The following is a 24,014-nucleotide window of genomic DNA, read 5'->3' as shown; positions in this document are numbered from 1 at the left end:
ATCAGCAGGGGTGACATTGTGTGAACTTTGTCGGATGGTCTGGCGGACGCCCCCGTTCCGTGTCGACCCGCGGATCGATCCCCGGGTGACGGTGTTCGCATTGGGGCCCTGGGGTGGTGTACACCGTTCGACGATCCTGGAGATCAAGGAGCGTGGCAGACGCGACGCTGTCCCGGCGATCGGTGCAGTACTGGGATCCGCGATTCGTTTTCTCGCTGCCCGGGGAGAATTGCCGGACCCGTCCTTTCTTACCCTTTCACCTGCGCCTACCCGCAGGCGGATGGCTCGGTTGCGGGGCGGTGATCCGGTAACTTCGGTGTGCCGCGCGACTGGATTCACTGTGGTGCCACTGGTGCACCTCCGTGCGTCCACCGCCGATTCGGTTGGGCTCGATGCGGCGGCTCGGCGGGCGAATCTAGCGGGTGCAGTCCGCTTGAACTCCCCTGATCCCAGGGGCCTGAGAAGCCCGGAGTCGGTGGTTCTCGTTGATGATGTGGTGACAACGGGGGCAACCGTATCTGCCACAGTTGAGTGCCTCGCTACCGCCGGAATAAAGGTCATGGGGGTAGTTGCGCTTACCGCTGCTTAGGCTCCGGGGGTATTCGTCTCAATGGTTATGACCGGAAGGTAAACTTGAGGTTGCAGTAGTCCCCGTCACCGTGGACGTCGTGGGTAATCCCACCCACTTCTGTGCGGTGGCCGATACCGGGAGGTAAGAGCAATGACCATGCCTGCTGACAACAAAGACGGCCTGCGTCCTGAGACTCAGGTGAGTATTACAGGCCGTAACGTGGAGGTTCCGGAGCACTTCGCGGAACGCGTGAATTCGAAGCTCGCCAAGATCGAGCGCCTGGACCCGACGTTGACCTTCTTCCACGTCGAGCTCCAGCACGAGCCGAATCCGCGACGCAGTGATCAGAGCGACAAGATCCAGATCACCGCGACCGGCAAGGGCCACATCGCCCGCGCCGAGGCGAAGGAAGACAGCTTCTACGCTGCCCTGGAGACCGCACTCAGCAGGATGGAACGGTCGCTGCGCAAGGTGAAGGCACGGCGGCAGATCAGCCGTTCGGGGCACCGGGCACCGCTGTCCACCGGTGAGATTGCCGCCGAACTCACCGCGAAGCCGAAGGAAGTTGAGGAGCCGCAGGGTCCGTTCGATGTTGATCCGTACGCGGACAGTGTCCAGGACGTAGTTCCCGGCCAGATCGTCCGTTCGAAGGAACACCCGGCTGTGCCGATGAGTGTTGATGACGCGCTATCGGAGATGGAGCTGGTCGGACACGACTTCTACCTCTTCGTGAACGAGGAGAACGGTCAACCGTCGGTGGTCTACCGTCGTCGTGCATTCGACTACGGCTTGATCACACTGACTGAACCGGAGGAGTGATCTCCGCAGATTTTCACCGTGTTTCTCGTGCGGTACTGATGCTCTCTACAGGGTTGTGTTGACCCCGTCGGGAGGTGCCCGGCACCCGTCGCCCACACCGGATGTGAGGTGGCGGGTGCTTCCCATGTCTGGGAGGGCGCGTAGAATGATCGGGAATCTATCCGCTTGAACCCCAAAAGACAAAGGACGACTGCCCGTGTTTGGACTGTCCCGGATCCTCCGAGTCGGTGAGGGGCGCGCCGTGAAGCGCCTGAAGAAGATCTCCGACGAGGTCATCGCCCTTGAGCCGAAGTACGCCGATGTGAGCGATGAAGAGCTGAAGGCCTTCACGGACCAGTTCCGGGAGCGTCTGGCGGCGGGGGAAACCCTCGACGATATCCTGCTGGACGCCTTCGCGGTGGCCAGGGAGGCGTCGTGGCGGGTACTCGGTCAGAAGCACTACCCCGTGCAGATCATGGGTGGTGCCGCGCTGCATTTCGGTAATGTCGCGGAGATGCGCACCGGTGAGGGCAAGACCTTGACCTGTGTGTTGCCGGCCTATCTCAATGCTCTGGAAGGCAAGGGCGTCCACGTGGTTACGGTGAATGACTACCTGGCCAAGCGTGACTCCGAGTGGATGGGGCGTGTACACCGTTTCCTCGGACTGGAGACGGACGTGATCCTCTCCAACATGCGGCCGGATGAACGCCGTCGTGCCTACAACGCTGACATCACTTACGGAACCAACAATGAACTGGGCTTCGATTATCTGCGGGACAACATGGCACAGAGCGTTGATGCCCTGGTGCAGCGTCCGCATCATTACGCCATCGTTGACGAGGTTGACTCGATCCTGATTGACGAGGCCCGGACACCGTTGATCATCTCGGGTCCTGCGGACGGCTCCAGTGAGTGGTATTCCGCTTTCGCCACGATCGTCCCGAGAATGCGCCTCGACGTCCACTATGAGGTGGATCACCGGAAGCGGACCATCGGTGTGCGGGAAGAGGGGGTCGAGTTCGTCGAGGATCAGCTCGGCATCGACAACCTCTACGCACCGGAGCATTCCCAACTGGTCAGTTACCTGAACAATGCGATCAAAGCGCAGGAGCTGTTCACCCGTGACAAGGACTACATCGTCCGCAACGGTGAAGTGATGATCGTTGATGAGTTCACCGGCCGTGTGCTGCCCGGTCGCCGCTACAACGAGGGCATGCACCAGGCGATCGAAGCCAAGGAAGGGGTAGAGATCAAAAGCGAGAACCAGACGCTCGCCACGATCACCCTGCAGAACTATTTCCGACTCTACGACAAGCTCGCCGGTATGACGGGTACCGCCGAAACTGAGGCTGCTGAGCTACACCAGATCTACAAGCTCAACGTGGTGCCGATCCCCACCAACCGGCCGAATCAGCGCGAGGATCTCACGGACCTGGTCTACAAGACTCAGGAGGCGAAGTTCGCGGCGGTGGTTGACGATATTGCGGAGAGGGTCGAGAAGGGGCAGCCCGTTCTCGTGGGTACCACGTCTGTTGAGCGCAGTGAGTATCTCTCCAGCCTGCTCCAGAAGCGTGGCATCCGGCATCACGTGTTGAACGCCAAGCACCATGAGCAGGAGGCTGAGATCGTTGCCCGGGCCGGTCTTCCCTCCGCAGTCACCGTCGCCACCAATATGGCCGGTCGCGGTACGGACATCGTGTTGGGCGGTAACCCGGACATCCTCGCCGACATTAACCTGCGTGAGCGGGGGCTCGATCCCGTGGAGAATCCGGAGGAGTACGAGGATGCGTGGGATGAGGAGATCGCCCGGATGAAGGCGAAATCCGAGAAGTTCGCCGAGCAGGTTCGGGAGGCCGGGGGCCTCTACGTCCTTGGTACGGAGCGTCACGAGTCCCGCCGCATCGACAATCAGTTGCGCGGTCGTTCGGGGCGTCAGGGTGATCCTGGTCTGACGCGCTTCTACCTCTCCATGCGTGATGACCTCATGGTTCGTTTCGTCGGTGCGACGATGGAGAACATGATGAACCGGCTCAATGTGCCGGACGATATGCCCATCGACGCGAAGATGGTCTCCAACTCGATCAAGGGCGCACAGGCGCAGGTCGAAAACCAGAACTTTGAGATGCGCAAGAACGTGCTCAAGTACGACGAGGTGATGAACGAGCAGCGCAAGGTCATATACCGTGAACGTCGGCAGATCCTCGAGGGCCGGGACGTCGGACCCCAGGTGCAGGCGATGATCGATGACACGGTCACCGCGTATGTCGCGGAGGAGACGTCGAACGGGTATGTGGAGGATTGGGACCTCGATCGTCTCTGGAACGCACTGGAGAGCCTCTACGGGCCGTCCATGTCCTGGAAGAGTCTCGTCTCTGGGAGTGAATACGGGCAGCCGGGAGAACTCACCGCGGAGCAGTTGCTGGATGCCGTGCTCAAGGATGTGCACGCGCAGTACGACGAGATGGAGGATTTCGTCATCACCCAGGGCTCGGAGGAGCAGATGCGTTCCGTTGAGCGTATGGCGATCCTCAGCGTGGTTGACCAGAAGTGGCGGGAACACCTCTATGAGATGGACTATCTGAAGGAGGGTATCGGTCTGCGTGCGATGGCACAGCGCGATCCACTGGTCGAATATCAGAAGGAGGGCGGCGACATGTTCCATGCGATGAAGGACGGCATCAAGGAAGAGACCGTCCGCAAGCTGTTCATCCTACGTAAGCAGGCACTCCCGAAGATTGAGGAAGAGGGAACCGCTGACCTGAACAAAGACGGCAAACTCGATGGAGATGACCTGATGGATTACGTCGAAGACAGTGAGCCTTCGGTCCCGGACTCCCTCCGGAAGGAATCCTGATTCCCTGACCGGTTGTGGTCCTCCGATTCCCCGGAGGTGGTGGCGCGGATGTGTGCCGGTCGGATGGCCGGTGAGCGCATCCGCCACCGTGATAGGTGATGGAGCTGCGCAGGCCTGGGAACCTCCTGAGCGGTCAGAAGAGTTTGAGGACGGCCATCCGCCAGGGGCGGGACTCGGATTCTTTTTCTAGTCGGGCGGCGAATGCCCATCTCCGCCCGACTGCTTGTGCTGATCCACAGATTTCCAGGACGGTGCCCCGGGAACCGTCCGAGGTCCCGGGGTGGTGATCCTCTCTCCGGATGTGGAGGGAAGTCAGTGCTACCCGGCCACCCGTCGTCCCACGGGCGCGGAGTGCCCTTCTGTGTCGGATCTGTACGAGTTGTCGGACCTGCGCCGAATATTCAGACATACGGAGTTGGGAGGGGGAACGGACCGCGAACGCGGCCTCGAGGCTGATCATAGTGAGGCGGTGGCTCGCGCGCATCGCCTCCTGGGACGCCTGGGTTGAGGGACTGAAGGATCTGCGGGCGACCGCCCGGTGGGAGGAGAAGCCTCGGTGGCTCGGCTCGGGAAGGGTTTTCAGGTGGATGTGTCCTGGTAGTGTGCTCAGCATCTTCTGCTCCTGGGTACTGGGAGGGGACTGATCTGTTGTTATTGACCGGGTTCAGGTGCCTTCAGGTTCCCTGTGGGGGCAGGGTTGAGCATGTGTAACGGTGTTCTCCCGGGATCACAAGTGGTCATCGGATGCTTCGGGGCGACAGGCGGGGTAGTGACCGACTACCTTGGTGGTGCCGGGGTTACGGGCATCGGTTGATGTCCGCCCGTCGGCACGCGCCGACCGGGTGGTCGGGTGCGCAGAAACGTGTTCGAGGAGCGGAGAGAACAAAAGTGCGTGGACTGATCGTCGATTACTGTGGTGTCCTGGACGGACCTGAAGAAGACCAGCGCCGTTGGCGTAATCTGCTGGCTGCAGCCAAGAGCAACGGTGTGGCCACGGCTGTGCTGTCGAATGACCCGGGCGGCCCGGGAGCGGAGCCGATCCGGGAGTTGGAGTACCGGGGCGTCGTGGATGCTGTGGTGCTCTCCGGTGAAGTTGGGGTGGAGAAACCTGATGAGGCGGCATTCCAGGCTGCGGCTGACGCAATCGAGCTGAGGCGTCAGGATTGCGTCATGGTCGATGATTCCATCCTCAACGTTCATGCGGCGGTGCGCGCGGGACTGGTCGGTGTTTATTATCAGCAGTTTGATCGCGCTGTAGTGGAGATCACCGGACTGTTCGGCATCGAAGGAGAGTTCTGACCCGTGCGTGTCTATATTCCGGCGACTTTCGACATGCTTGCGGAACTCGCGCAGGAGCGTGTTCTCTCTGCGCGGGGAGGCTGGGGTTTTGCCGTTACCCCGGCGCTTCTCGAGTTCTACACTTCCGGAGATGAGGAAGAGATTGCCCACCTGGCTTTTCTGGATGCCGCGCGTGCCTCTTTACGTCTCTTGGCTACCGGTGAGCAGGAGCGTTTTCCGCATCGTCGGGTGGTGGTCTCCGCAGACATTGATGATGACGCTGTCTCGTTTTCCGCTGAATCGGGGGAATCCGTGGTTCGGCTGGATCCACCCCGGGTGAACCTGGATGACGTCGTGTGCTTCCATGTTGATATTGCGGGAAGTGAGGGGGCGACGGCTGCGGCGGTACAGGTTGTGGATGCTGCGGATCTCGGAGATGAGGATGCGGAGTTGACTGTTGGCGACGCTCTGGACAATTTCATGGCGTGGTACGAGGTCCAGGAGCTCGGAGCGTTGGTCGAGCTTCTCTGATCCGTGCCGGGTAGTCCTCCAGTGGGGGTGGCGGGGTTATCAGTCAATGTTGCGGCTTGATTTTTTGGTGGCGTTGTTCCCGGTCAGAGGCTGCAGATCATCCGCTCGCCCTGATCTTGTGTCATGTCCTGCATGGACACGGTAACCTACGATGCCGTAAGCTACGGTGTCGTACGAATATTCGGGAATGCGTAAGGACAGTGAATCACCTGTGGTAACAAAAGCCGCCAGAGCACGGGACGGCCTCGGCGCCCTGCGCCATGTACTACGACGTTTCACCACTCCACTCCTGCCGGACGATTACACCCAGTTGGTCAACCCGCTGTGGTCGGTGCGGGAACTGCGGGGGCAGATCGTCAGTGCCTCCAGGGCCACGGAGGACACCATCAATCTCGTCATTCGTCCAGGGTGGGGTGTACCCGTCGATTTCGAGGCGGGACAGTACATCGGGATCGGGGTACAGATCGACGGGCGGTACGTCTGGCGCTCCTATTCGTTGACCTGTAGCCCCCGCCCGGCGGGGGATCTGCTCTCCATCACCGTGCGCGCGGTTGAACGGGGAAAACTGTCCAACCACCTGGTGGGTAGCGCCCACCCGGGCATGCTGGTGCGCATCGGTGCTCCCGCGGGGGATTTTCATCTGACCGACCCCATCCCGGAGAAGCTACTGTTCATTACCGCGGGGACGGGTATCACCCCGGTGATCAGTATGCTGCGTACCCTCGCCGACCGGAGTCAGTTCGGCGACGTCACCCTGATCCACTCGGTGCGCACCGAAGAAGATCTGCTGTTCGCGGATGTCATCGAGAAGTTCCGTGGTGACTACCCTGGTTTCACGGCCATTGTGCGCATCACGGGACGGCAGGGGCGGCTCACCCCGGAGGCGGTTGGGGAACTCGTACCCGACGTAGCTGAGCGCACAGCCTACGCTTGCGGCCCGAACGAGATGCTTGATGCCCTGGAAGCATGGTGGGCTGGTCTCGACACCGAGGAGGAACTCCGGACTGAGCGTTTCACCCTCGACCGGAGCAGTGAAGCGACTGGCGGCGAGATCACCTTCGGGCACCGTGGAACCTGTCACGCGGACGGAGCGACGACACTGCTCGAAGCGGCGGAAAGCGTGGGGATTCAGCTCACCTTTGGCTGTCGGATGGGTATCTGCCAGACCTGCGTCCGGCCCCTGACCGGCGGGCATGTCCACGACCTGCGGACTGGGGACATCCACGGGCCGGGTGAGCGGATCCGTACCTGCGTATGCGTCGCCGCAGGCGACGTCGCCATTGACGTCTGACTCCCGGGCACCGACCCGACTGCGTTTTCTCCACCCGTACATCCTGATATCCCGAACACACACAAGGACACTCATATGGCCATCGACAATATCCGGGCATACTCCCATCTGACCGACGAAGACATCGCCGAGATCGGGCGTCGACTCGACGCGATCAAAGCGGAGATAGAGGCGGATCTCGGGGAGCGGGACGTCCGGTACATCAAGGGACTGATCCGTTTCCAGCGTTCCCTGGAGATCGCCGGGCGGGCTACTCTCCTGTTCAGCCACAAGAAACCGCTTTGGTGGGCAGGCAGTGGGATGCTTGCGGTTTCCAAGATCCTGGAGAACATGGAGATCGGGCACAACGTCATCCATGGGCAGTGGGACTGGATGAATGATCCGGAGATTCATTCGACCACCTGGGAATGGGATATGACCTGCCCGTCCTCCCAGTGGATGCATTCCCACAATTACGTGCACCACAAGTACACCAACATCATCGGCATGGACAATGACGTGGGATACGGCATTCTGCGGGTGACCCGTGACCGCAAGTGGACCCCGCAACACGCGTTTCAGCCGGTGACCAACGTGGTTCTGGCGTCGTTTTTCCAGTGGGCGATCGCCTTCTACGATGTGGAGCTCGGCCGCTATTTCGCGGGTAAACAGGGATGGGATGAGACGAAGGTCCGCTTCTGGGAGGCGGTGCACAAGTCGAAGCGGCAGGTGGTCAAGGACTACGTCATGTTCCCTGCGCTCTCGGGACCGAACTATGTGCACACCGTCACCGCGAATGCCTTCGCCAACTGGATTCGCAGCGTGTGGGCGTACCTGGTGATCTTCTGCGGGCACTTCCCCGACGAGACGGAGACTTTCACGAAGGAGCAGTACGCCACGGAGGACCACAACGAGTGGTATCTGAGGCAGATGCTTGGCTCGGCGAATTTCAAGGGCGGAAAGCTGTTGACGATCCTTTCCGGCAACTTGAACTACCAGATCGAGCACCACCTGTTCCCGGACATGCCCTCGAACCGGCTTGCGGAGGTAGGGAAGCGGGTCGAGGAGATCGCGCGCGAATTCGAGTTGCCCTACAACACCGATTCCTTCCCGATGCAGCTTCTCAAGGTGCAGCGGACGTTGCTGAAGTTGTCGCTGCCGAACAAGTATCTTGCGGCTGACCCGGACAATGCTCCGGAGGTTCGGTCGAACGCGGCGTTCACGAAACACCCTGAGGTGGAGGAGAAGCTGCACGTCGGCGTCGCTGCCGATGGTGTCCGCAAGGGGCTGCGCACCGGTCTGAAAATGCTGGAGAAGCTGCGTCCGTCGGTCGTCGAGGGGATCCGGGGACTCTCGGGTCGGAGTGTCTACCGCACACCGGTCACAGGTCGCGGCTGATCCGTCCGGTCCCGACTGTCGACGCCCGCCCCTTCCGTACCCCGTATGAGGAGCGGGCGTCGCCCATTATCAGGGTTTGACGGAGGCTTCACTCGTCCATGCTGCGTAGGTGAACGGTAGTTGGCGTTGATCCTTGTTCACGATGAGACCCCACACCCGGACGGCGAGTGCGGCGGTGATGACGGCGACGAACATGGCCAGGTATCCCTGGGCAGGGAGGTCAGTGAACTCAACGGCCGCGATCATGCCGAACATCGGGGCCGCCATCGTAGTGGACAGGAACGCCCCTGCGCCGAGGAGCGCGAAGGCTGCGACGGGTACGTCGGGGAACAGTGGTTGGCAGATGATGCCGATGACTCCGCCGGTCAATGCTCCGAGTGCAAATGCCGGGGTGAGCGTACCGCCGACGGTTCCCGCTCGGAAGCAGGCGAGGATGATGACGCCGCGGGCAATGCCGAGCAGGACCAGAATCCCGATGGGCAGGCCCGCCGTGAATACGGTCTCAGCAGCCCAGCGCCCGTTCGCGGACACACCGGGTAGGAAGTAGGCGGCGATTGCGCACAGGGTGAACACGAACGGCATTTCCCAGAGGATGTTGGCATCCCGGGGCCGTGACGCTGCGGCTTTCCGCGCGAGAATCCCGAACCAGTGGCCGGATATCCCGGAAACCGCGCCGACGAGGATCGCCGCGAGGAGAGTCCTGGGGTGTTCGTTGAGCGGCACCGTGTGGTAGATGGGGTGCGGTTCCACGAAGAGTGCCGTGGTGGCGACGGCGGTGGCGGAGGTCAGCATCGTCGTTACGACGGTGCGGGTGGACATCTCGACGAGCAGCAGTTCGAGTGCGAACAATGCTCCCGCGAGGGGCAGGTGGAAACTGGCAGCGAGCCCGGCACCCGCTGCAGATGCCACGAGGATACGCCGGGCACCGGCATCGATGGATAGTGCCGTGGCCAGCCGAGACGCGACCATCCCGCCCATCAGTCGGGGAGCGTTTTCCCGCCCGACGGGTGCTCCCGCAGCGACGGAAACGACCTGGGTGAACGCGGAGAGGGAGGTCTCGAACAGGGGCATGGGGTTGCCGTGCATTGCCCCCGGGACCGACACCGCGGGCCTACCGAAGCGTTCGAGGAGATACCAGATCCAGGAGGTGACGATACCGACGCAGATGAGGGTCAGAGCGAGCCGTCCCGGAGACACGTTACTGCCGGGATCGAGGACGATGAGGTGGTTGGCCCCGTAGATCCATTGTTCGGTCAGGACGATAAGGTGGTTACCCGCCGCGACGAGAACCCCGGTCAAGGTACCGGCGATGATGGCCATGACGGCGAGCCGGTTGAGCGGGGTCTCCGTCATCGGTGGACGGGGAACGGGGCTGGCCCCGGGTTCACGGGGGTGGGTGTCGCGGTCGTGATGGGCGTCGGTGAGCTTACGCTCGGTCAACGGATTACCCTGCTTGTCCTGCTCGCGGGAGTGCCCGCTTCCTACCCACCATCCCATGACCTACTCCTGTCGCTCCCAGTCGTCGTTGCTGCGTAGAGCCACGAGGAGGTTGCGAACGGCCGTGACTCGGCGGGCACTGGCTCCCACCAGGGTATCCAGGGCGCATTCAGGATCTGCGGGCGGGCCTGCGTGCGTGCATCCCCGGGGACAGTCCGCGGCCGCGTTGGCGAGATCACCGAACACCCCGACGACGCTGTCCGCGTCGACGTGGGCGAGACCGAAGGAACGGATGCCTGGGGTGTCGATGATCCAGCCGCCGTCCGGGAGCGGGAGTGCCACCGACTGCGTGGAGGTGTGCCGTCCCTTCCCGACCCCGGAGACCACACCGGTGGCCCGATCGGCGTCGGGTACGAGGCGGTTCACCAGCGTTGATTTACCGACCCCCGAATGCCCGATCAATGCGGTCACGGAGTGGTCGACAATCTCCCGGATGGGGTCCAGCGGATCATTGATGCCGCAGATCACGACGGGTACGTCCAGATCGCGGAACTCCGCGGCGAACTCGGAGGGGTCCGCGAGATCGGACTTGGTGAGGCACAGAATCGGTTTCAGCCCGCCGACGAAGGCGGCGATCAGCGCCCGTTCGACGAAACCGGACCGGGGAGGGGGATCGGCGACGGCGGAAACGATGAGTAGTTGACGGGCGTTACCCACCACTATCCGTTCGTAAGGGTCGGTGTCGTCTGCGGTCCGCCGCAGGACGCTGGTCCGGTCCTCCAGGCGCACGATCCTGGCGAGTGTCCCGGGGTTACCGGAGGTGTCTCCGACGACCCCGACACGGTCACCGACCACGATCGCGGTGCGGCCGAGTTCCCGGGCACGCATGCACACCAGGGGAGTGGAGTGCGGATCGGAACCGTCGAGGACGACCCCCCAACGGCCACGATCCTTGCTGACGACCATTCCGAACTCGGCGTCATCATGGGTCGGGCGTTCCTTGGTTCTCGGCCTGGTTCCCCGACGGGGTGGGCGGACCCGGACATCGGACTCGTCCCAGTCTCGCCGGCCCCTACCCACGCTCGGACGCCTCCTCATCCGGTGCGAGCATCTCCGCCCACATCCGTTCGAATCCCGGCAGAGTCTTGCTGGTGGTTGCGATGTCGACGACCTCGACACCGGAAACCGCGAGGCCGAGGATCGCTCCCGCGGTGGCCATGCGGTGATCATGGTGGGACTCCCACACCCCGCCATGCAGCGCAGACCGGCCCGTGGGGCGGATGCGCAGACCGTCGGGAAGTTCGGTGCAGTCACCGCCGAGAGCGTTGAGACCGTCGGCAAGTGCCTTCAACCGATCCGTCTCATGACCGCGAAGATGTGCGATACCGGTCAGTTCGGAGGGGGAAGACGCCAGCGCGGCGAGGGCCGCGACCGTGGGGGTCAGTTCTCCGATGTCCCCCAGGTCGCGGGAAATGCCGCGCAGCTCACCATCAGCGGGGCCGGTGACCGTGAGCGACGTGTGACCGGTCCGGGAATCCACGGCGAGCTCCGCCCTACAGCCCATCTCCGCGAGGATTCCTCGAATGGCGTCCCCGGCCTGGGTGGTGTGCGCGGGCCAGTTGTGGATGCGCACACGACCACCCGTGACCGCCGCCGCAGCGAGGAACGGGGTCGCATTGGACAGATCCGGTTCTACGAGCCACGCCCGGGCCCCAACCCGTCCAGGTCGGACGGTCCAGCGGTTCGCCGCCGAACAATCGACACTGACTCCCGCCTCCCGCAGCATCGCGACGGTCATCTCTATGTGCGGCTGACTCGGTAGCTTGTCACCGGTGTGTACGACGGTGAGTCCGGCCTCGAAACGTGCACCGGCAAGGAGGAGACCGGACACGAACTGGCTGGAGGCTGAGGCATCGATCTCCACGGTTCCCCCGTGGGGTGTACCGGATCCGACGACGGTGAAGGGCAGACGGTCGCCGGTTACCTCAACACCGAGATCACGCAGAGCATCGAGAATGGTGGACATGGGGCGTTTACGTGCTTGCGGGTCACCGTCGAAATGAACCGGGGCTCCCGCGAGTGCCGCGACCGGAGGCACGAAACGCATGACGGTGCCCGCCAGACCGCAATCGACCTCGCCGCCACCGAGCTGGCCTGGATCGACCGTCAACGTCGTGCCGTCGTCGGATGGGGTGATGCTGATACCCATGCCGCGCAGCGCGTTGATCATCAGCTCCGTGTCCCGGGACCGCAGTGCCCCACGAATCGTGGAGGGGCCGTTGGCGAGAGCCGCGAGTACTAGCGCCCGGTTCGTGATGGACTTCGAACCGGGGACCGTGACCTCGCAATCGACGGGGGTGGATGCGACGGGGGCGGACCACAGGGGTGGATCAGAGTGCTTCAGGGAATTCACTCCTCCATGATAGGGAATTATGTGCGGTCGTTTCGTCCTCTTCACCACATCCGAAGCGCTTATCGGGGCAGTGACTGATCTGCCGGGTATCCGTTCCGTTGCCGCGCCACACGGAACGCCCCCGCCCCGGCACAACATCGCCCCCACACAGATCATCCCGATCCTGCGCATGGTCGGGCACGTTCCGGCGGGGATCGACGTCGAGATCTCCCCCGCCCGGTGGGGCTTGTTGCCGCACTGGAAAACAGACGACGGAGGGCCGGTGCTGTTCAACGCCCGCGCCGAGACTGTGCAGGACAAACCCTCATTCCGGGATGCGTTCGTCCACAGGAGGTGCGCGATTCCGCTCAACGGCTGGTACGAGTGGCGGGAGAAACGACCGTACTACGTGCACCCGATGGACGGGGAACCGGCGATGTGGATCGCCGGACTCTGGGACACCGGCCTGGACAACGTCTCCGCCACGATCATCACGACCACACCAGTCGGTGAACAATTGAGCTGGCTGCACGACCGCATGCCCCGGATTCTCGCCCCTGAGGAGGTGGCGACGTGGATCGGTGGTGCTGCGGAGCAGGCCCGCGAGCTGCTCTGCCCGGCCCGCCCGGAGATGGTGTCTGGGCTGTCACTGCGGGAGGTCGACCGCGCGGTGGGAAATGCGCGCAACGAGGGGCCGCAGTTGATCGACGACATCGGGCGGATCACCGGGTGACGGTCCTCACCGCGCGGCGGGGCCGGTGGAGAGCCACCGCGCAGGTGACGACGGCGACCAACAGCACCGTGGTTACCGCCCCGTAGGTCACCGTGAACGTTGTCCCGGAACCCGCGGCACCGGAAATCTGGAGAAAGACGGAGCCTCGTACTGAGGGGCAGTCTCAGCCCCGGGCCCAGATCCTCCCGTCCTCGTCCCACGACCAGCGCACCGGGTCATCGACCGCCACATCGGTCAGCCAGTATGTCTCGCCGGGGTTCCAGCCGGCGATCACGGACGCTGTTTCGGCGTCCACGTCGATGGCTCTACCGGCGGCCGACAGATATCCGAGATGGGTCAGGTGCACGGCGTCATAGTGCTCCGCGACGGCGGCCCAGTCCGGGATCACCCACCGCCCCCGACGCCCCGTGGTGCGGTGCCAGTCGTGGTAGCGCTGCCGGGTGACCTCCACCGGGAACCGCCGACAGAGATCCGCCCACGAGTCGGCACCGGTGAGCTCGAGGATCCTGGCGTCTCCCGGGACGACTATCCGGCGCGTCTCCCGGGGATCGAGGTCGAAGGAGTCCTCCTCGAACCAGAGAGCGGAGGGGGCACCGTCCGGGAGCGGGGCCGTGGTGGCCGGTGCTCCTATCGGAGCAGACCACCAGACCCCCGACACTTCTTTCTCCGGGTCGAATGTCGCCGCCGCAGCGGCCTCCCGGGCGATCAGTCCGTCACGTTCCGCGGTGAGGCGTTTCCCGACCCCCGATGTCAGAGCGGTGGAGCCCCGCACCGACAGCGTCCACTGCCGCTCTGGATCGAACGGGGCCGTGAGGACGTCCATCAGTGGGGAATCGGTGAGTTCCCCGGCGATCCGGAGCAGTGGTCCGCGCATCTCCGGGGCTGCCGCGAGGATCTGGGCACCGTACGGTTCCTGCCAGTAGGCGGCGTTGTCGACGGAGCAGGCCAGTGCGTCGCGCAGCACGGGCCACGTGATCTCCGCGAGTTCCACACCCCGCAATGCGGCGGCGATGTCCCCGACATCAACGACGTCAGGGAGGTGGACACCGGCACTGCAGTCGTGGGAAACCGGTTTTCCCGGCGACGGGGAGGAAGAAGGGAAGTAGATGGTCCCCGCCCCAGATTCGACGTCGAGAGTCGTCGCCGCCCTGTGAAACAGGTTCAAAGGGCCTGACGGGCCCGTGTTGTCCTCCAGATTCAGCAGCAGGTCCCGGCCCCGAGGGCCGGAAACGAGCTGTTCAGCGGGATTCATGGTGGTTCCTTTCAGCTCCCTCCGAACGGGGTTCCCGGGTCCCGGGCCCGGTGGAGTCGGGACGGTCAGTGTGCTCCCGGTGCCGCGACCGCTGCGAACCGTGCGCCGGTCACCGCCGCGAGATCACCGGGGGTGAGCTGGACATCCAGGCCCCGGCGCCCACCGGAGACCAGGATCTCGCCGAACTCCAGCGCGGAGGAATCGATGACGGTGGGCAGGGCATTCTTCTGGCCGATGGGGGAGATCCCGCCGGTGACGTAGCCGGAGGACCGCTCGGCGTCGCGCGGCTCGGCCATGCAGACCTTCGGCACATCGAACGCGCGCGCGGCGGCCTTGAGATTGACGTGGCCGGTCACCGGGACGCACACCACCCCGAGCCTTCGTTTCGGCCCCGATCCGGCGGTCAGGTCCACCACCAGGGTCTTGAACAGTTGCCCCTCGTCTATCCCGAGGGGACCGCACAGCTCGGCCGCGGCCTGCGCCCCGAAATGGTCGTGGCCGGACTCGAAGGTGTGCACCGTGTGGTTCACGCCCGCCTCGTTCAGCACGACGAGGGCGGCGGTTCCTGCTCCGGGTGACTTTGACTTACGCTTCGACATACCGCCAGTTGTACGCGGGGGAACAGTGTTTTTCTACAATGGGATGGATGCGCGCGTCATTGCAAGACGCGCCTGCCGGACGCCGAACCCCGCCGCACACCTGCGGGTGGGAGGGCCTCGACACGCAGAGGGAAGGGACGCCAATGCCGGACACGATGACCGGTGCCGCCGAACAGGCGGCCAGATTTGAGCGGGAGGCGCTGCCTTTGCTCGACCAACTTTACGGTGGTGCCCTCCGGATGACGCGTAATCCCGCCGATGCGGAGGACCTCGTCCAAGAGACCTACATGAAGGCCTTCCAGAAGTTCAGCTCCTTCACCCCGGGAACGAACCTCAAGGCCTGGTTGTACCGCATCATGACCAACACCTACATCAACTCCTACCGGAAGGCGCAGCGTCAGCCCTCGCAGTTGCCGACGGAGGAGATCACCGATCACCAGCTCGTCGAGACGTCGTCGCACACCTCAGCCGGTCTCGAGTCGGCGGAGGTCGAGGCGTTGAAGAAGCTGCCGGACGTGCAGATCACGGAGGCATTGAACCAGCTTCCAGAGGACTACCGCATGGTGGTGTTTTATGCCGATGTGGAGGGTCTCGCCTACAAGGAGATCGCCGGGATCATGGATACTCCGATCGGGACGGTGATGAGCAGGCTGCACCGGGGAAGAAAACAGCTTCGCGGATTGTTGAAGGATGTGGCCCGCGAGCAGGGCATCGGACTGAACCATCCTGATCTCGCGGATGGGCAGAAATCCTTGTCGGGAGACGCGGAGGCGAAGAAGGCACGGAATGGAGCGGACAAATGACGCGGCGGGATGAGACGTGCGGCCAGACATCGGGTATGGCTGATTGCGGTGAGGTCTACGAGTCACTGTTCGAGCTTCTCGACGGCGAGACCACGGCAGAGCGCCGTGCGGTACTCAGGGCCCACATCGAGGCGTGTCCGGGGTGTTTTGCGAAACTCGGTATCGAGGAGGAAATTCGTGAGCTCATGCGTCGGTGCTGCTGTACGCATGCACCTGTGACGCTGCGGGAGAAAATTGTCCTGCGTCTGAGGATAGAGCGTTACCGGGGGTGAAATCGGGCGCCGTATTCAGCACAGGTCTTCAGGAATAGGTCAGGGCCGTACGAGAAGAGCCACCTGCTGGGAAGCAGGTGGCTCTTCTCGCGGCCTCACTGGGACGTGGCCGTGCGGGTCCAATCCGGATCAGGAGTTGGGCCGCTTGCCGTGGTTGGCCTTGTTCTTGCGACGGTCCTTACGCTTGCGTCCACGCTTGCTCATGGTGTTCCTCCAGAAGGGTATCGGGGTATGCCACGGCGGGGCCGCAGCATGACGGTCAGGGGTATCCTGCCGCGTACATCTTGTGATCGTCGCCGGACCGGCCAGATGGATCCGACACAGCCCCACAGCGACAAATGCTGATGATTATACGCAGGGGGACGTATCGTGTGAAATATCCGGTGCGGTGGTGCCGGGTGGGGAACCTCGTTACCGAATATTTCGGGGTTTTCGTGTGTTACTTGACTGCCGCGCGGGTACGTGTGCGGCCGCGGTTGCGACGGCGCTTGAGTGCGCGACGCTCGTCTTCGCTCATGCCACCCCAGACGCCGGCGTCCTGGCCGGACTCGAGGGCCCAGGTGAGGCACTCGGAGGTGACGGGGCACCGGTTGCAGACGACCTTCGCGGTCGCGATCTGGGCCAGAGCGGGCCCGGAGTTTCCGACGGGGAAGAAAAGCTCGGGGTCTTCGTCGCGGCAGACTGCCTTGTGGCGCCAATCCATGGGTGAATCTCCTTCAGGAAAATAAGTGATCTGTGTCAGACGATCGGCATGGGCTGAACTACTCTCCGACATCTGGTTGCGTGATGTGCCGGAAGCCGGGGATGGTTACCCGTGCTGTGTCAACGGGGTCGACGGTGTGGTCACCCACTCCGCGTCGCAGGCCCGGCATCATGCCAGAAAATGAACCCGGGTTTAACGCCGGGTGTCTGTGCTACCGGAAGATAATGACACGTACACATAGATGTCCGCTAGGGTTCCACCTCTAAAAGTGTTGAGGATCACACCTTCTCATTGTCTGGAGATGACACAACATCAATGACATCGGCAAAGGAGCGAAGTCGCAGATTTTTAGTTTTGCCCGCATATTCACCGTCTACCTGCCATTTCAGCGCCCTAGGGGAGGTGAGTGTGAGCTCACTAATATCGTCAACTCGGATCTCCCGCAGATCCACCCGCAGTGTCGGCCAGCGCCTGTTACCGACCCCCAGACTGTGCATCAGGGCTACCAGTCCGCCGGGCCCCTCGATGTCACGCAAGGCATAGAGGGAGAGCCCGGCATCCAGTTTCTGCTCGGGATTCGTGACCACAGGAACCGGTCCCGCGTATGTCCACGGGTTGGTGTTGGACACGATGAGCAGCGGAACGCCACCGCCGGTCTGTAGGCCCTCCGTGGAATGGGCCACATAGGAGATCGCGGGCGGGTGCCGACGCAAACGTTGCCATGCTGTCGCGGCAACCGCCGCATATCGCCACGGGGTGGCGGATTTACCGGAGTCCCGGAGATCTTCCATCATGTCGATGACGTTCGCATCCAGGCCGAAACCCGCATTCACACAGAACCATCGGTCCTCGATCCTGCCGAGGGGAAGGCGTCGAGAGGTATCTGAGAGCATGAGATCACGTAGCTGAGCTGCGGCCGCGGCAGGTTCGTTGGGGAGTCCGAGGGCCCGGGCGAACACGTTCGCTGACCCGGTGGGAACGACCGCTACCTTCGGTAGATCGCCTGGATCGGGCCGGTGCTCGGGGTCCGGGCCGATGAGTCCGTTGATCACCTCGTTCACCGTGCCGTCTCCGCCGACAACGATCACGGTGTCTACGTCCGACCGTGTCAGACCTCTGCATATATCCTCCGCGTGCCCCGCATACTGGGTGAACGCTGAGGTCAGTTCGGTTGCCTCCAGGAGTGGGCCGACCACTTGTCGGGTGACCTGCGACGTCAGGGTCGTGGAGTTCGGGTTGGAGAGCATCAGGCTACGCATGGCGTCGAGTGTAACCCCGCACACACGGAACCTGTGCACCCACGCGGTAGGCTTGAGCGTGTGACTGATTCATACCGCGACGTGCCCCGTTCCAACACCGGATCCCGGGATGCCGCACATGCGGCAGAGCATCAGGGTCCGCCGGTCGACATCCGTAGAGCGGGTGTACTCGGAATCGGTGAGTCTCTCGTCGGGCTGGCCTACGCCGTGTTCCTGATCTTCCGTGAGATCACAGGGCAGCATGACTACGGCACTGTCAGTACCGATGGCAGCGAGAACATCTTCGTCGGATACGGAACCGCGGCATTCTTCATTGTGGTGTTCGGAACCGTCGCCGCAGCGGGGTTCGCACTTCGCCGGGGACGGCGCTGGGGAAGAGGGCCGGTTGTCATCCTCCAGATGTTGCTGCTCCCCATCTCCTGGTACATCTTCTCGGCGGGACTCATACTCCCCGCCCTCGTGGTTTCGGTGTGTGCCCTTTTGGGCCTCTACCTCACGTTCAATCGGAGATCACTTAACTGGGCGGCGGGAGTGTTTGGCTGACCAGGGCGACGAGGGTGCCGCCGTTGGTAGCCCGCTTCTCCAGGACCACTCCGGCTCCCCCCACGTAAGCGAGGGCGACCGGCCCGGTGTAGGCCCCCCGGTCCACGGGTATGGTCCGTTCCACGACGCCAGTATCCCAGTCGGCCACGGCGATACCGTCCGCCGTGGGGTAGAGGAGACGCCCTTCGACGGCGATCCCAGTTCCCAGCGCATCGGTGAACGTCTGTTTGAGCTCCAGAGTTGAAGGGTGGAAGAGATAGAGCCGTTCCCCGTCGAACCAGGACATGTGATGGGGAAGATCTGCTGTAGCGGGCGCGAACACTCCCCGGACGGACGCCACGAGAGGTGAGGCGGGGAGCTCCGTGACTGAGGTCTGTACACCTTCGAGATCGTAGACCTCGATTCTGGGGGGTTGGGTCTCGGAACCCGCCAGGTACACTCCGGCGCCATTCTGTCCGATGACAACTATCTCCGCCTTCTCGGTACCCAGGAACGCCTCCGCAATGATCTCCGGTTTCCGGGAATCCTCCGGATCCCGTTTCTGGAGCCGTAGCCAGTATCCGGCACCGTGTTCATCGGATGCCGGACAGTGCTCCACCACCGCGAGGTTACCGGTCCGGGTCAACGCCGAGTCGATCACGCAGTCCTCGTTTGGCTGCAGGGCGGGTTCCTGTTTCGCCTCCACCTCGCCATATTCGACGGTTCGGACGAGGTCATTGCGCCATAGCTCGACGCGTTCCGCGGAGACGGTTCCCACGGCATCGTTGGAGCGGATGGGAACCGTCTCGTCCGGGGCCGGGGAAGACCGGGCCGCGCGATACTCGCCCGTGGATGCCTCAAACCCAATGACGTCCCCGCATCCCGCCTGGGTGAGATAAGTTGCGTACACCCGATCGAAGGCTGCACCGAGGGAGCAGATCGGGTGGTTGTCCCGCCGGTAGCTCCAGACAGCGTCACCCGAGTTCGGATCGCGGGCGGTGAGGACACCATCCACCGCCGTCAGTACGAGACCTGCTGCTGTCACCGGGCGGGCCTGGGCAGGTACCGCCGCGTCCGCCGCGCGCCAGGCCTCATGGAGATCAAACGGAATTGACGCGTCGGTGGTGGTGGACACAAAGGATTCCGGTGCCGTCGTCAGGTGAGCTGCGCCTGATTCGGAGTTCGCCCAGACCACACCGACGGCAACCAGGGAGACCCCTGCTATGACAGTGGTGGCGATGAGATCGCCCCGGGTGCGGCGGAGTGGGCCACTCCCGGAGGCGACGTGCACCCGGGTACGGGAACTCATCGGCGGGTGCCTCGTGTAGATCTGTTCCGGCCCCCGGCTCCGGGCGCGGAGTGGTCACGCTGCGGGCGCCGCCCGCCCTGTCGGGGCCCCGCGGGTTTGGTGACGGAGGGGCCGCCGAAGACCTTGCGTGCCGGGCCGATGTTCTCCCCGGCGCCCTCGGGAATGTCCAGAGCCTCGAAGAGCTCCGGTGACGTGGAGAACCATGCTGGAGGATCAGGTTGTTCGAGGCCGAGTTCCTTGTTGATCAGTTCCCATTTCACCATCTCGTCATAGCCCACGAGGGTGATTGCGATGCCGGTGTGTCCGGCGCGGCCTGTCCGGCCGATCCGGTGCACATAGGTCATCTCGTCATCGGGTGTCTGGTAATTGATGACGTGGGTCACGTCATCAATATCGATGCCCCGGGCCGCGACGTCCGTGGCGACCAGGATCTCCACAGTTCCGTTGCGGAATGCGTCCAGTGATTTTTCCCGGGCGGGCTGCCCCATGTCCCCGTGCACCGCGCCAACCGCGAATCCTCTCGCTGCGAGATCCTCCGCGATCGTGGCGCAGTTTCGTTTCGTCCGGGCGAAGATGATCGTTCTTCCACGATTCTTGCTCTGGAGGACTTTAGAGAGGATTGCGGTCTTGTCCATCCTGTGAGCCTGGAACACGACCTGTCGGGTGCTCGCGTGGGTGGCTGCCGCGCCCACCTCCTCGGCGCGGATGTGTACGGGACGGTCCATGAAGGTGCGCGCCAGAGAGATGATCGGCCCCGGCATCGTCGCAGAGAACAGCATCGTCTGATGTTTGTGGGTGAGTGCCTTCAACAGTTTCTCGATGTCGGGGAGGAAACCGAGATCGAGCATCTCATCGGCTTCGTCGAGAACCAGTACCGCGACGTGATCGAGCTGGAGGCAGCCCCGATTGTAGAGGTCGATCAGACGTCCCGGTGTACCGACAACCACGTCTATCCCCGCATCCAGTGCCTCAATCTGTTCGTCATAGGGCCGTCCGCCGTAGATAGTCAGGATTCGGATCGGAAGGTTGGTTGATGCCCTCCGAAGATCCTCGCCGACCTGGACCGCCAGTTCGCGCGTCGGCGTCACTACCAGTGCCCGCGGGGTTCCGTCCAGCTCCTCCACGTCCGCGTCATCGAAGACCCGATCCAGGAGGGGCACGCCGAAGCCCATCGTCTTGCCCATGCCGGTACGGGCCTGTCCGATGAGATCCTTTCCGGCGAGCGCGAGCGGCAGAGTCAGTTCCTGGATGGCGAAGGTCCGGACCATGCCGGATGAGGCCAACGCATCGGTGATCTCCTTGGCGACGCCGAGTTCGGCGAACGTGGGCTTCAGCTTCTGTTCAGACACCCCTCCATAGTATCCTCGTCGGCGATCACCGGGCACCCTGGACCCGCTGCGGGCACACCCCGTCACTCCGCTTTGTTACCGGTGGTGTCATCGTCGCCTGTGGCCCTCCCGGCGTCGCCGCATCATAGTGGCTGACCCCGGGGCCATGTGCGCTCGAATGTCCGTGCGCGTAGGCTCCCCGGTGGAAACTCAAACCCCATGTCCCGTGTCCCAAACGCACCGGTAGGTCCCGGGGGCACGATGACATCTGACGAAACCCGAGGAGACACACCGTGGACATCAAGATCGGTTTTTCCGACACCGCCCGCGAAGTGGTGGTCAGCAGCAACGAAGAGCAGGACGCCGTCGTCACGCAGGTGTCTGAGGCACTCGCCGATGACAACGGTATCCTTCGTCTCACCGATGACAAGGGCCGTGTTGTTCTCGTACGCAACAGTCGCATCGCCTACATCGAGGTCGGCACAACGACATCCCGCCCCGTCGGATTCCTGCACTGATCATCGGTGACACCTGACCGGCCGCCGTACCTGGAGAGACCTGAAGAGACGTGGAACCGATGCTTGTACGCTTCGCCCGGGAATACGGATGGCGCGCCTATGCCATCCCGGTGCTCATCGTGATCACCGTGTGGGTTCTCGTCAGCATCTTCACCACGGACGCCCACGAACCTGCGCCAACTGGTGTAGCGCCGGAATCTGTTACCCGGGGCACGGCGGAAGAGAAGTCCGGGGACCGGCCCGGGAAGGTGTCGTCGGAGGCTGCAACCTCGGGGCCGGGACACGGACTCGGGGACAGTCCGAATCCCGCCTACGCCACCCGTCCGAATCTTCCGAACGGCGAATTGCCCCCGGGTGCCCCGTACTCGGAGAAAGGCACCGGAGAGTTTCGCACGGTCGGTTTCGCCGGGCCTCCGGTAGGCAGGGGGGAGAAGACCTTCACCTATGTCGTCGAGGTTGAGGAGGGGTTGGATCCCGCCGTCTACGGTGGGGATGACGCGGTCTCCGCAATGGTGGATGCGACGCTTTCTGACCCGCGCGGCTGGATCGCGGATACACGTTTCGCGTTCCAGCACATCGACGGCAATGATCCCCGAATTCCGGATCTCCGTATCCAACTGACCTCCGTCGGCACGACCCATGAGGTCTGTGGGCATTCGCTTGAGATGGAGACGAGCTGCTTCTATTCCGACGGCAACCGGGTTTTGCTCAATGAATCCCGGTGGATTCGCGGTGCGCTCCCTTTCGACGGGGATATCGGATCCTACCGTCAATACCTGGTGAACCATGAGGTCGGACACGGCATCGGATTCACCGCTCACGAACCCTGCGGCGGTGCCGGGGAGCTAGCTCCGGTAATGATGCAGCAGACACTGTCACTGTCCAATTCGGTGCTCGCCGGAATCAGTCCCACCGAGGTGTACCCCGATGATGGCGCGGTATGCCGATACAACCCCTGGCCTTATCCTTATGCCTGAAACATCGTCATTGCAGCCCACATATTCCGAACAGTCACCGGGCCTGCCCGTCGAACCCGTAGCGCTTCCCCCGGGTGCCGCGGCCCGCTACGCCCGGCATCTGAGCCTGCCCGGAATCGGCATTGTCGGGCAGCAGCGGTTGGCGGGAGCAAGGGTTCTCTGTGTTGGAGCGGGTGGGCTCGGATCCCCGGTTCTCCAGTACCTCGCGGCAGCCGGAATCGGAACTCTCGGAATCATCGACGATGACGAGGTCGATGTGAGCAATCTCCAGCGTCAGGTCATTCACCCCGCAGCAGCGGTGGGTACCCCGAAAGTGGACTCGGCAGCCGGGTTCATCACGAATCTCAACCCGCTGGTGTCCGTAAGAACCTGGAACACGAGGCTGGTCGAGGCTTCCGCTGACAGGATCCTCGACGACCTGGAACCGCATGTCGTCGTTGATGGGTCAGACAATTTCGCCACCCGGTACCTCGTCGCCGACATCTGCGCGGACCGGGGGATTCCTCTGGTCTGGGGCTCGATCAGTCGTTTCTCCGGGCAAGTTTCCGTGTTTAACGACGGATACACACTCCGTGACCTCTACCCGGAGCCACCGGCTCCGAACAGTGTGCCCACCTGTGCTGAAGGCGGGGTGTTCGGTGTTCTGCCGGGAGTGGTCGGGACGATCATGGCCACGGAGGTGATCAAACTGGTTACGGGGACGGGAACCCCGTTGGTTGGTCGGCTCGCGCTCTGGGACGGGGCGGAGGCGACGATGCGTATCGTCCGCTTTGAACGACAACCCGGTTCTGCTGCACTGCGGCACAGTGCTCCACAGGAGGAACACGACGGCTGCGCTCCGCCGGTGTCGAATACCGGGGACGGGATCCGCGAGACGGATGTGTCGTACTGGCCCACGCTCGTCGACGCCGGGGTGCGGCTGGTCGATGTCCGGGAACCCCACGAATGGGCCGGTGGTGTCCTGGGAGACCCGGTCCAGGTACCGTTGAGCGCGCTGAAAAAGGGAGAGTTCGGTCCGTTGACGGACGTTCCTCGGACGACTCCGTTGGCCCTCTACTGTGCGGCGGGGGTCCGATCGAGGGCGGCTGCGTTGCTGCTCGAACGAGCCGGATTCACAGATGTGGTCTCATTGTCCGGGGGGATCAACACCTGGTGGCTCCGGCAATGAACCGGCACATCCGGTCCCGTGCAGTCGTCCACGGGCGGTAAC

Annotated in this window: 26 protein-coding genes; 15 read left to right on the top strand and 11 right to left on the bottom strand. The window is 63.2% G+C overall.

Features of this window, described 5'->3' with window-relative positions; genetic code table 11:
- Positions 1-85 precede the first annotated feature (85 nt).
- The 3 genes from QWU44_RS03790 to secA all read left to right on the top strand — a co-directional run bounded on the left by QWU44_RS03790 (position 86) and on the right by secA (position 4,223).
- Positions 86-589, top strand: a complete 504-nt coding sequence (locus tag QWU44_RS03790) for a ComF family protein (protein ID WP_370914391.1) — start codon at positions 86-88, stop codon at positions 587-589.
- A 132-nt stretch (positions 590-721) separates the two neighbouring features.
- A complete protein-coding gene (hpf, locus tag QWU44_RS03785) occupies positions 722-1,390 on the top strand; it encodes a ribosome hibernation-promoting factor, HPF/YfiA family (protein ID WP_370914390.1) in 669 nt (222 codons plus the stop codon).
- 196 nt (positions 1,391-1,586) lie between these two features.
- The gene (gene secA, locus QWU44_RS03780) at positions 1,587-4,223 is read left to right on the top strand and encodes a preprotein translocase subunit SecA (RefSeq protein ID WP_370914389.1); all 2,637 of its coding nucleotides are present in this window, start codon (positions 1,587-1,589) and stop codon (positions 4,221-4,223) included.
- Between the two features lie 133 nt (positions 4,224-4,356).
- Here secA and QWU44_RS03775 read toward each other — a convergent pair whose 3' ends face one another.
- Complete coding sequence (locus QWU44_RS03775; protein WP_370914388.1) at positions 4,357-4,836, bottom strand: hypothetical protein; 480 nt, start codon at positions 4,834-4,836, stop codon at positions 4,357-4,359.
- A 131-nt stretch (positions 4,837-4,967) separates the two neighbouring features.
- On the opposite strand from QWU44_RS03775, the gene QWU44_RS03770 reads away from it, so the two are divergent.
- The 4 genes from QWU44_RS03770 to QWU44_RS03755 all read left to right on the top strand — a co-directional run bounded on the left by QWU44_RS03770 (position 4,968) and on the right by QWU44_RS03755 (position 8,700).
- A complete protein-coding gene (locus tag QWU44_RS03770; protein WP_370914387.1) occupies positions 4,968-5,522 on the top strand; it encodes an HAD family hydrolase in 555 nt (184 codons plus the stop codon).
- A gap of 3 nt (positions 5,523-5,525) precedes the next feature.
- Complete coding sequence (locus QWU44_RS03765) at positions 5,526-6,032, top strand: hypothetical protein (protein WP_370914386.1); 507 nt, start codon at positions 5,526-5,528, stop codon at positions 6,030-6,032.
- Between the two features lie 187 nt (positions 6,033-6,219).
- A complete protein-coding gene (locus QWU44_RS03760; protein WP_370914385.1) occupies positions 6,220-7,323 on the top strand; it encodes a ferredoxin reductase in 1,104 nt (367 codons plus the stop codon).
- A 75-nt stretch (positions 7,324-7,398) separates the two neighbouring features.
- Positions 7,399-8,700 (top strand): fatty acid desaturase, encoded by a 1,302-nt coding sequence (locus QWU44_RS03755; RefSeq protein ID WP_370914384.1) that lies wholly within the window; start codon positions 7,399-7,401, stop codon positions 8,698-8,700.
- A 69-nt stretch (positions 8,701-8,769) separates the two neighbouring features.
- On the opposite strand, the gene QWU44_RS03750 is transcribed toward QWU44_RS03755, so the two are convergent.
- The 3 genes from QWU44_RS03750 to aroA form a co-directional block, all read right to left on the bottom strand.
- Positions 8,770-10,053, bottom strand: coding sequence for a chloride channel protein (locus tag QWU44_RS03750; protein ID WP_370914892.1), 1,284 nt, complete (start codon positions 10,051-10,053; stop codon positions 8,770-8,772).
- Positions 10,054-10,200: 147 nt separating this feature from the next.
- Complete coding sequence (gene rsgA, locus QWU44_RS03745; protein WP_370914383.1) at positions 10,201-11,235, bottom strand: ribosome small subunit-dependent GTPase A; 1,035 nt, start codon at positions 11,233-11,235, stop codon at positions 10,201-10,203.
- Positions 11,210-12,550: a 3-phosphoshikimate 1-carboxyvinyltransferase gene (gene aroA, locus QWU44_RS03740; RefSeq protein ID WP_370914382.1), complete on the bottom strand. Its 1,341-nt coding sequence runs from the start codon at positions 12,548-12,550 to the stop codon at positions 11,210-11,212. Before aroA ends, rsgA begins: the two co-directional genes overlap by 26 nt.
- Before the next feature lie 19 nt (positions 12,551-12,569).
- Here aroA and QWU44_RS03735 point away from each other — a divergent pair, with 19 nt between their 5' ends.
- Positions 12,570-13,262 carry an SOS response-associated peptidase gene (locus QWU44_RS03735; RefSeq protein ID WP_370914381.1) on the top strand — a complete coding sequence of 231 codons (693 nt, stop codon included), beginning with the start codon at positions 12,570-12,572 and terminating at the stop codon, positions 13,260-13,262.
- Between the two features lie 163 nt (positions 13,263-13,425).
- Here QWU44_RS03735 and QWU44_RS03730 read toward each other — a convergent pair whose 3' ends face one another.
- Positions 13,426-14,514: a hypothetical protein gene (locus QWU44_RS03730; RefSeq protein ID WP_370914380.1), complete on the bottom strand. Its 1,089-nt coding sequence runs from the start codon at positions 14,512-14,514 to the stop codon at positions 13,426-13,428.
- 65 nt (positions 14,515-14,579) lie between these two features.
- Positions 14,580-15,113: an aminoacyl-tRNA deacylase gene (locus tag QWU44_RS03725; RefSeq protein WP_370914379.1), complete on the bottom strand. Its 534-nt coding sequence runs from the start codon at positions 15,111-15,113 to the stop codon at positions 14,580-14,582.
- Positions 15,114-15,256: 143 nt separating this feature from the next.
- Here QWU44_RS03725 and QWU44_RS03720 point away from each other — a divergent pair, with 143 nt between their 5' ends.
- A complete protein-coding gene (locus QWU44_RS03720; RefSeq protein ID WP_370914378.1) occupies positions 15,257-15,916 on the top strand; it encodes a sigma-70 family RNA polymerase sigma factor in 660 nt (219 codons plus the stop codon).
- Positions 15,913-16,188 (top strand): mycothiol system anti-sigma-R factor, encoded by a 276-nt coding sequence (gene rsrA / locus QWU44_RS03715; protein WP_370914377.1) that lies wholly within the window; start codon positions 15,913-15,915, stop codon positions 16,186-16,188. The genes QWU44_RS03720 and rsrA overlap by 4 nt, the downstream gene beginning before the upstream one ends.
- Before the next feature lie 129 nt (positions 16,189-16,317).
- Here the strand turns inward: rsrA and QWU44_RS03710 are convergent, their stop codons facing one another.
- Together QWU44_RS03710 and QWU44_RS03705 are read right to left on the bottom strand one after the other, a co-directional pair.
- On the bottom strand, positions 16,318-16,392 hold the full coding sequence (locus QWU44_RS03710) for a 50S ribosomal protein bL37 (RefSeq protein WP_014300525.1): 75 nt from the start codon (positions 16,390-16,392) through the stop codon (positions 16,318-16,320).
- A 235-nt stretch (positions 16,393-16,627) separates the two neighbouring features.
- Complete coding sequence (locus tag QWU44_RS03705) at positions 16,628-16,891, bottom strand: WhiB family transcriptional regulator (RefSeq protein ID WP_198737105.1); 264 nt, start codon at positions 16,889-16,891, stop codon at positions 16,628-16,630.
- Positions 16,892-16,916: 25 nt separating this feature from the next.
- On the opposite strand from QWU44_RS03705, the gene QWU44_RS03700 reads away from it, so the two are divergent.
- Complete coding sequence (locus QWU44_RS03700; RefSeq protein WP_370914376.1) at positions 16,917-17,075, top strand: hypothetical protein; 159 nt, start codon at positions 16,917-16,919, stop codon at positions 17,073-17,075.
- Between the two features lie 94 nt (positions 17,076-17,169).
- On the opposite strand, the gene QWU44_RS03695 is transcribed toward QWU44_RS03700, so the two are convergent.
- Positions 17,170-18,150 (bottom strand): diacylglycerol kinase family protein, encoded by a 981-nt coding sequence (locus tag QWU44_RS03695; RefSeq protein ID WP_370914375.1) that lies wholly within the window; start codon positions 18,148-18,150, stop codon positions 17,170-17,172.
- A gap of 60 nt (positions 18,151-18,210) precedes the next feature.
- Between QWU44_RS03695 and QWU44_RS03690 the strand changes: the two genes are divergently transcribed.
- Positions 18,211-18,693, top strand: coding sequence for a hypothetical protein (locus QWU44_RS03690; protein ID WP_370914374.1), 483 nt, complete (start codon positions 18,211-18,213; stop codon positions 18,691-18,693).
- On the opposite strand, the gene QWU44_RS03685 is transcribed toward QWU44_RS03690, so the two are convergent.
- Together QWU44_RS03685 and QWU44_RS03680 are read right to left on the bottom strand one after the other, a co-directional pair.
- The gene (locus QWU44_RS03685; protein WP_370914373.1) at positions 18,665-19,981 is read right to left on the bottom strand and encodes a PQQ-binding-like beta-propeller repeat protein; all 1,317 of its coding nucleotides are present in this window, start codon (positions 19,979-19,981) and stop codon (positions 18,665-18,667) included. The genes QWU44_RS03690 and QWU44_RS03685 overlap by 29 nt on opposite strands.
- Complete coding sequence (locus QWU44_RS03680; protein ID WP_370914372.1) at positions 19,978-21,330, bottom strand: DEAD/DEAH box helicase; 1,353 nt, start codon at positions 21,328-21,330, stop codon at positions 19,978-19,980. The genes QWU44_RS03685 and QWU44_RS03680 overlap by 4 nt, the downstream gene beginning before the upstream one ends.
- 272 nt (positions 21,331-21,602) lie before the next feature.
- Between QWU44_RS03680 and QWU44_RS03675 the strand changes: the two genes are divergently transcribed.
- Genes QWU44_RS03675 through QWU44_RS03665 form a run of 3 tightly spaced genes read left to right on the top strand, consistent with a single transcriptional unit; the run spans position 21,603 to position 23,972 of the window.
- Positions 21,603-21,827 (top strand): DUF3107 domain-containing protein, encoded by a 225-nt coding sequence (locus QWU44_RS03675; protein ID WP_370914371.1) that lies wholly within the window; start codon positions 21,603-21,605, stop codon positions 21,825-21,827.
- A 59-nt stretch (positions 21,828-21,886) separates the two neighbouring features.
- Positions 21,887-22,804 carry a DUF3152 domain-containing protein gene (locus QWU44_RS03670; protein WP_370914370.1) on the top strand — a complete coding sequence of 306 codons (918 nt, stop codon included), beginning with the start codon at positions 21,887-21,889 and terminating at the stop codon, positions 22,802-22,804.
- The gene (locus tag QWU44_RS03665; protein WP_370914369.1) at positions 22,797-23,972 is read left to right on the top strand and encodes a ThiF family adenylyltransferase; all 1,176 of its coding nucleotides are present in this window, start codon (positions 22,797-22,799) and stop codon (positions 23,970-23,972) included. Before QWU44_RS03670 ends, QWU44_RS03665 begins: the two co-directional genes overlap by 8 nt.
- The last annotated feature ends 42 nt before the right edge of the window (positions 23,973-24,014 follow it).

Origin of the sequence: Corynebacterium sp. CCM 9203 (assembly GCF_041357675.1) — a bacterium.
Lineage (GTDB): Bacteria > Actinomycetota > Actinomycetes > Mycobacteriales > Mycobacteriaceae > Corynebacterium.
Note: the sequence above shows the minus strand (reverse complement) of the source record. Positions and strands in the feature narration are given on the sequence as shown.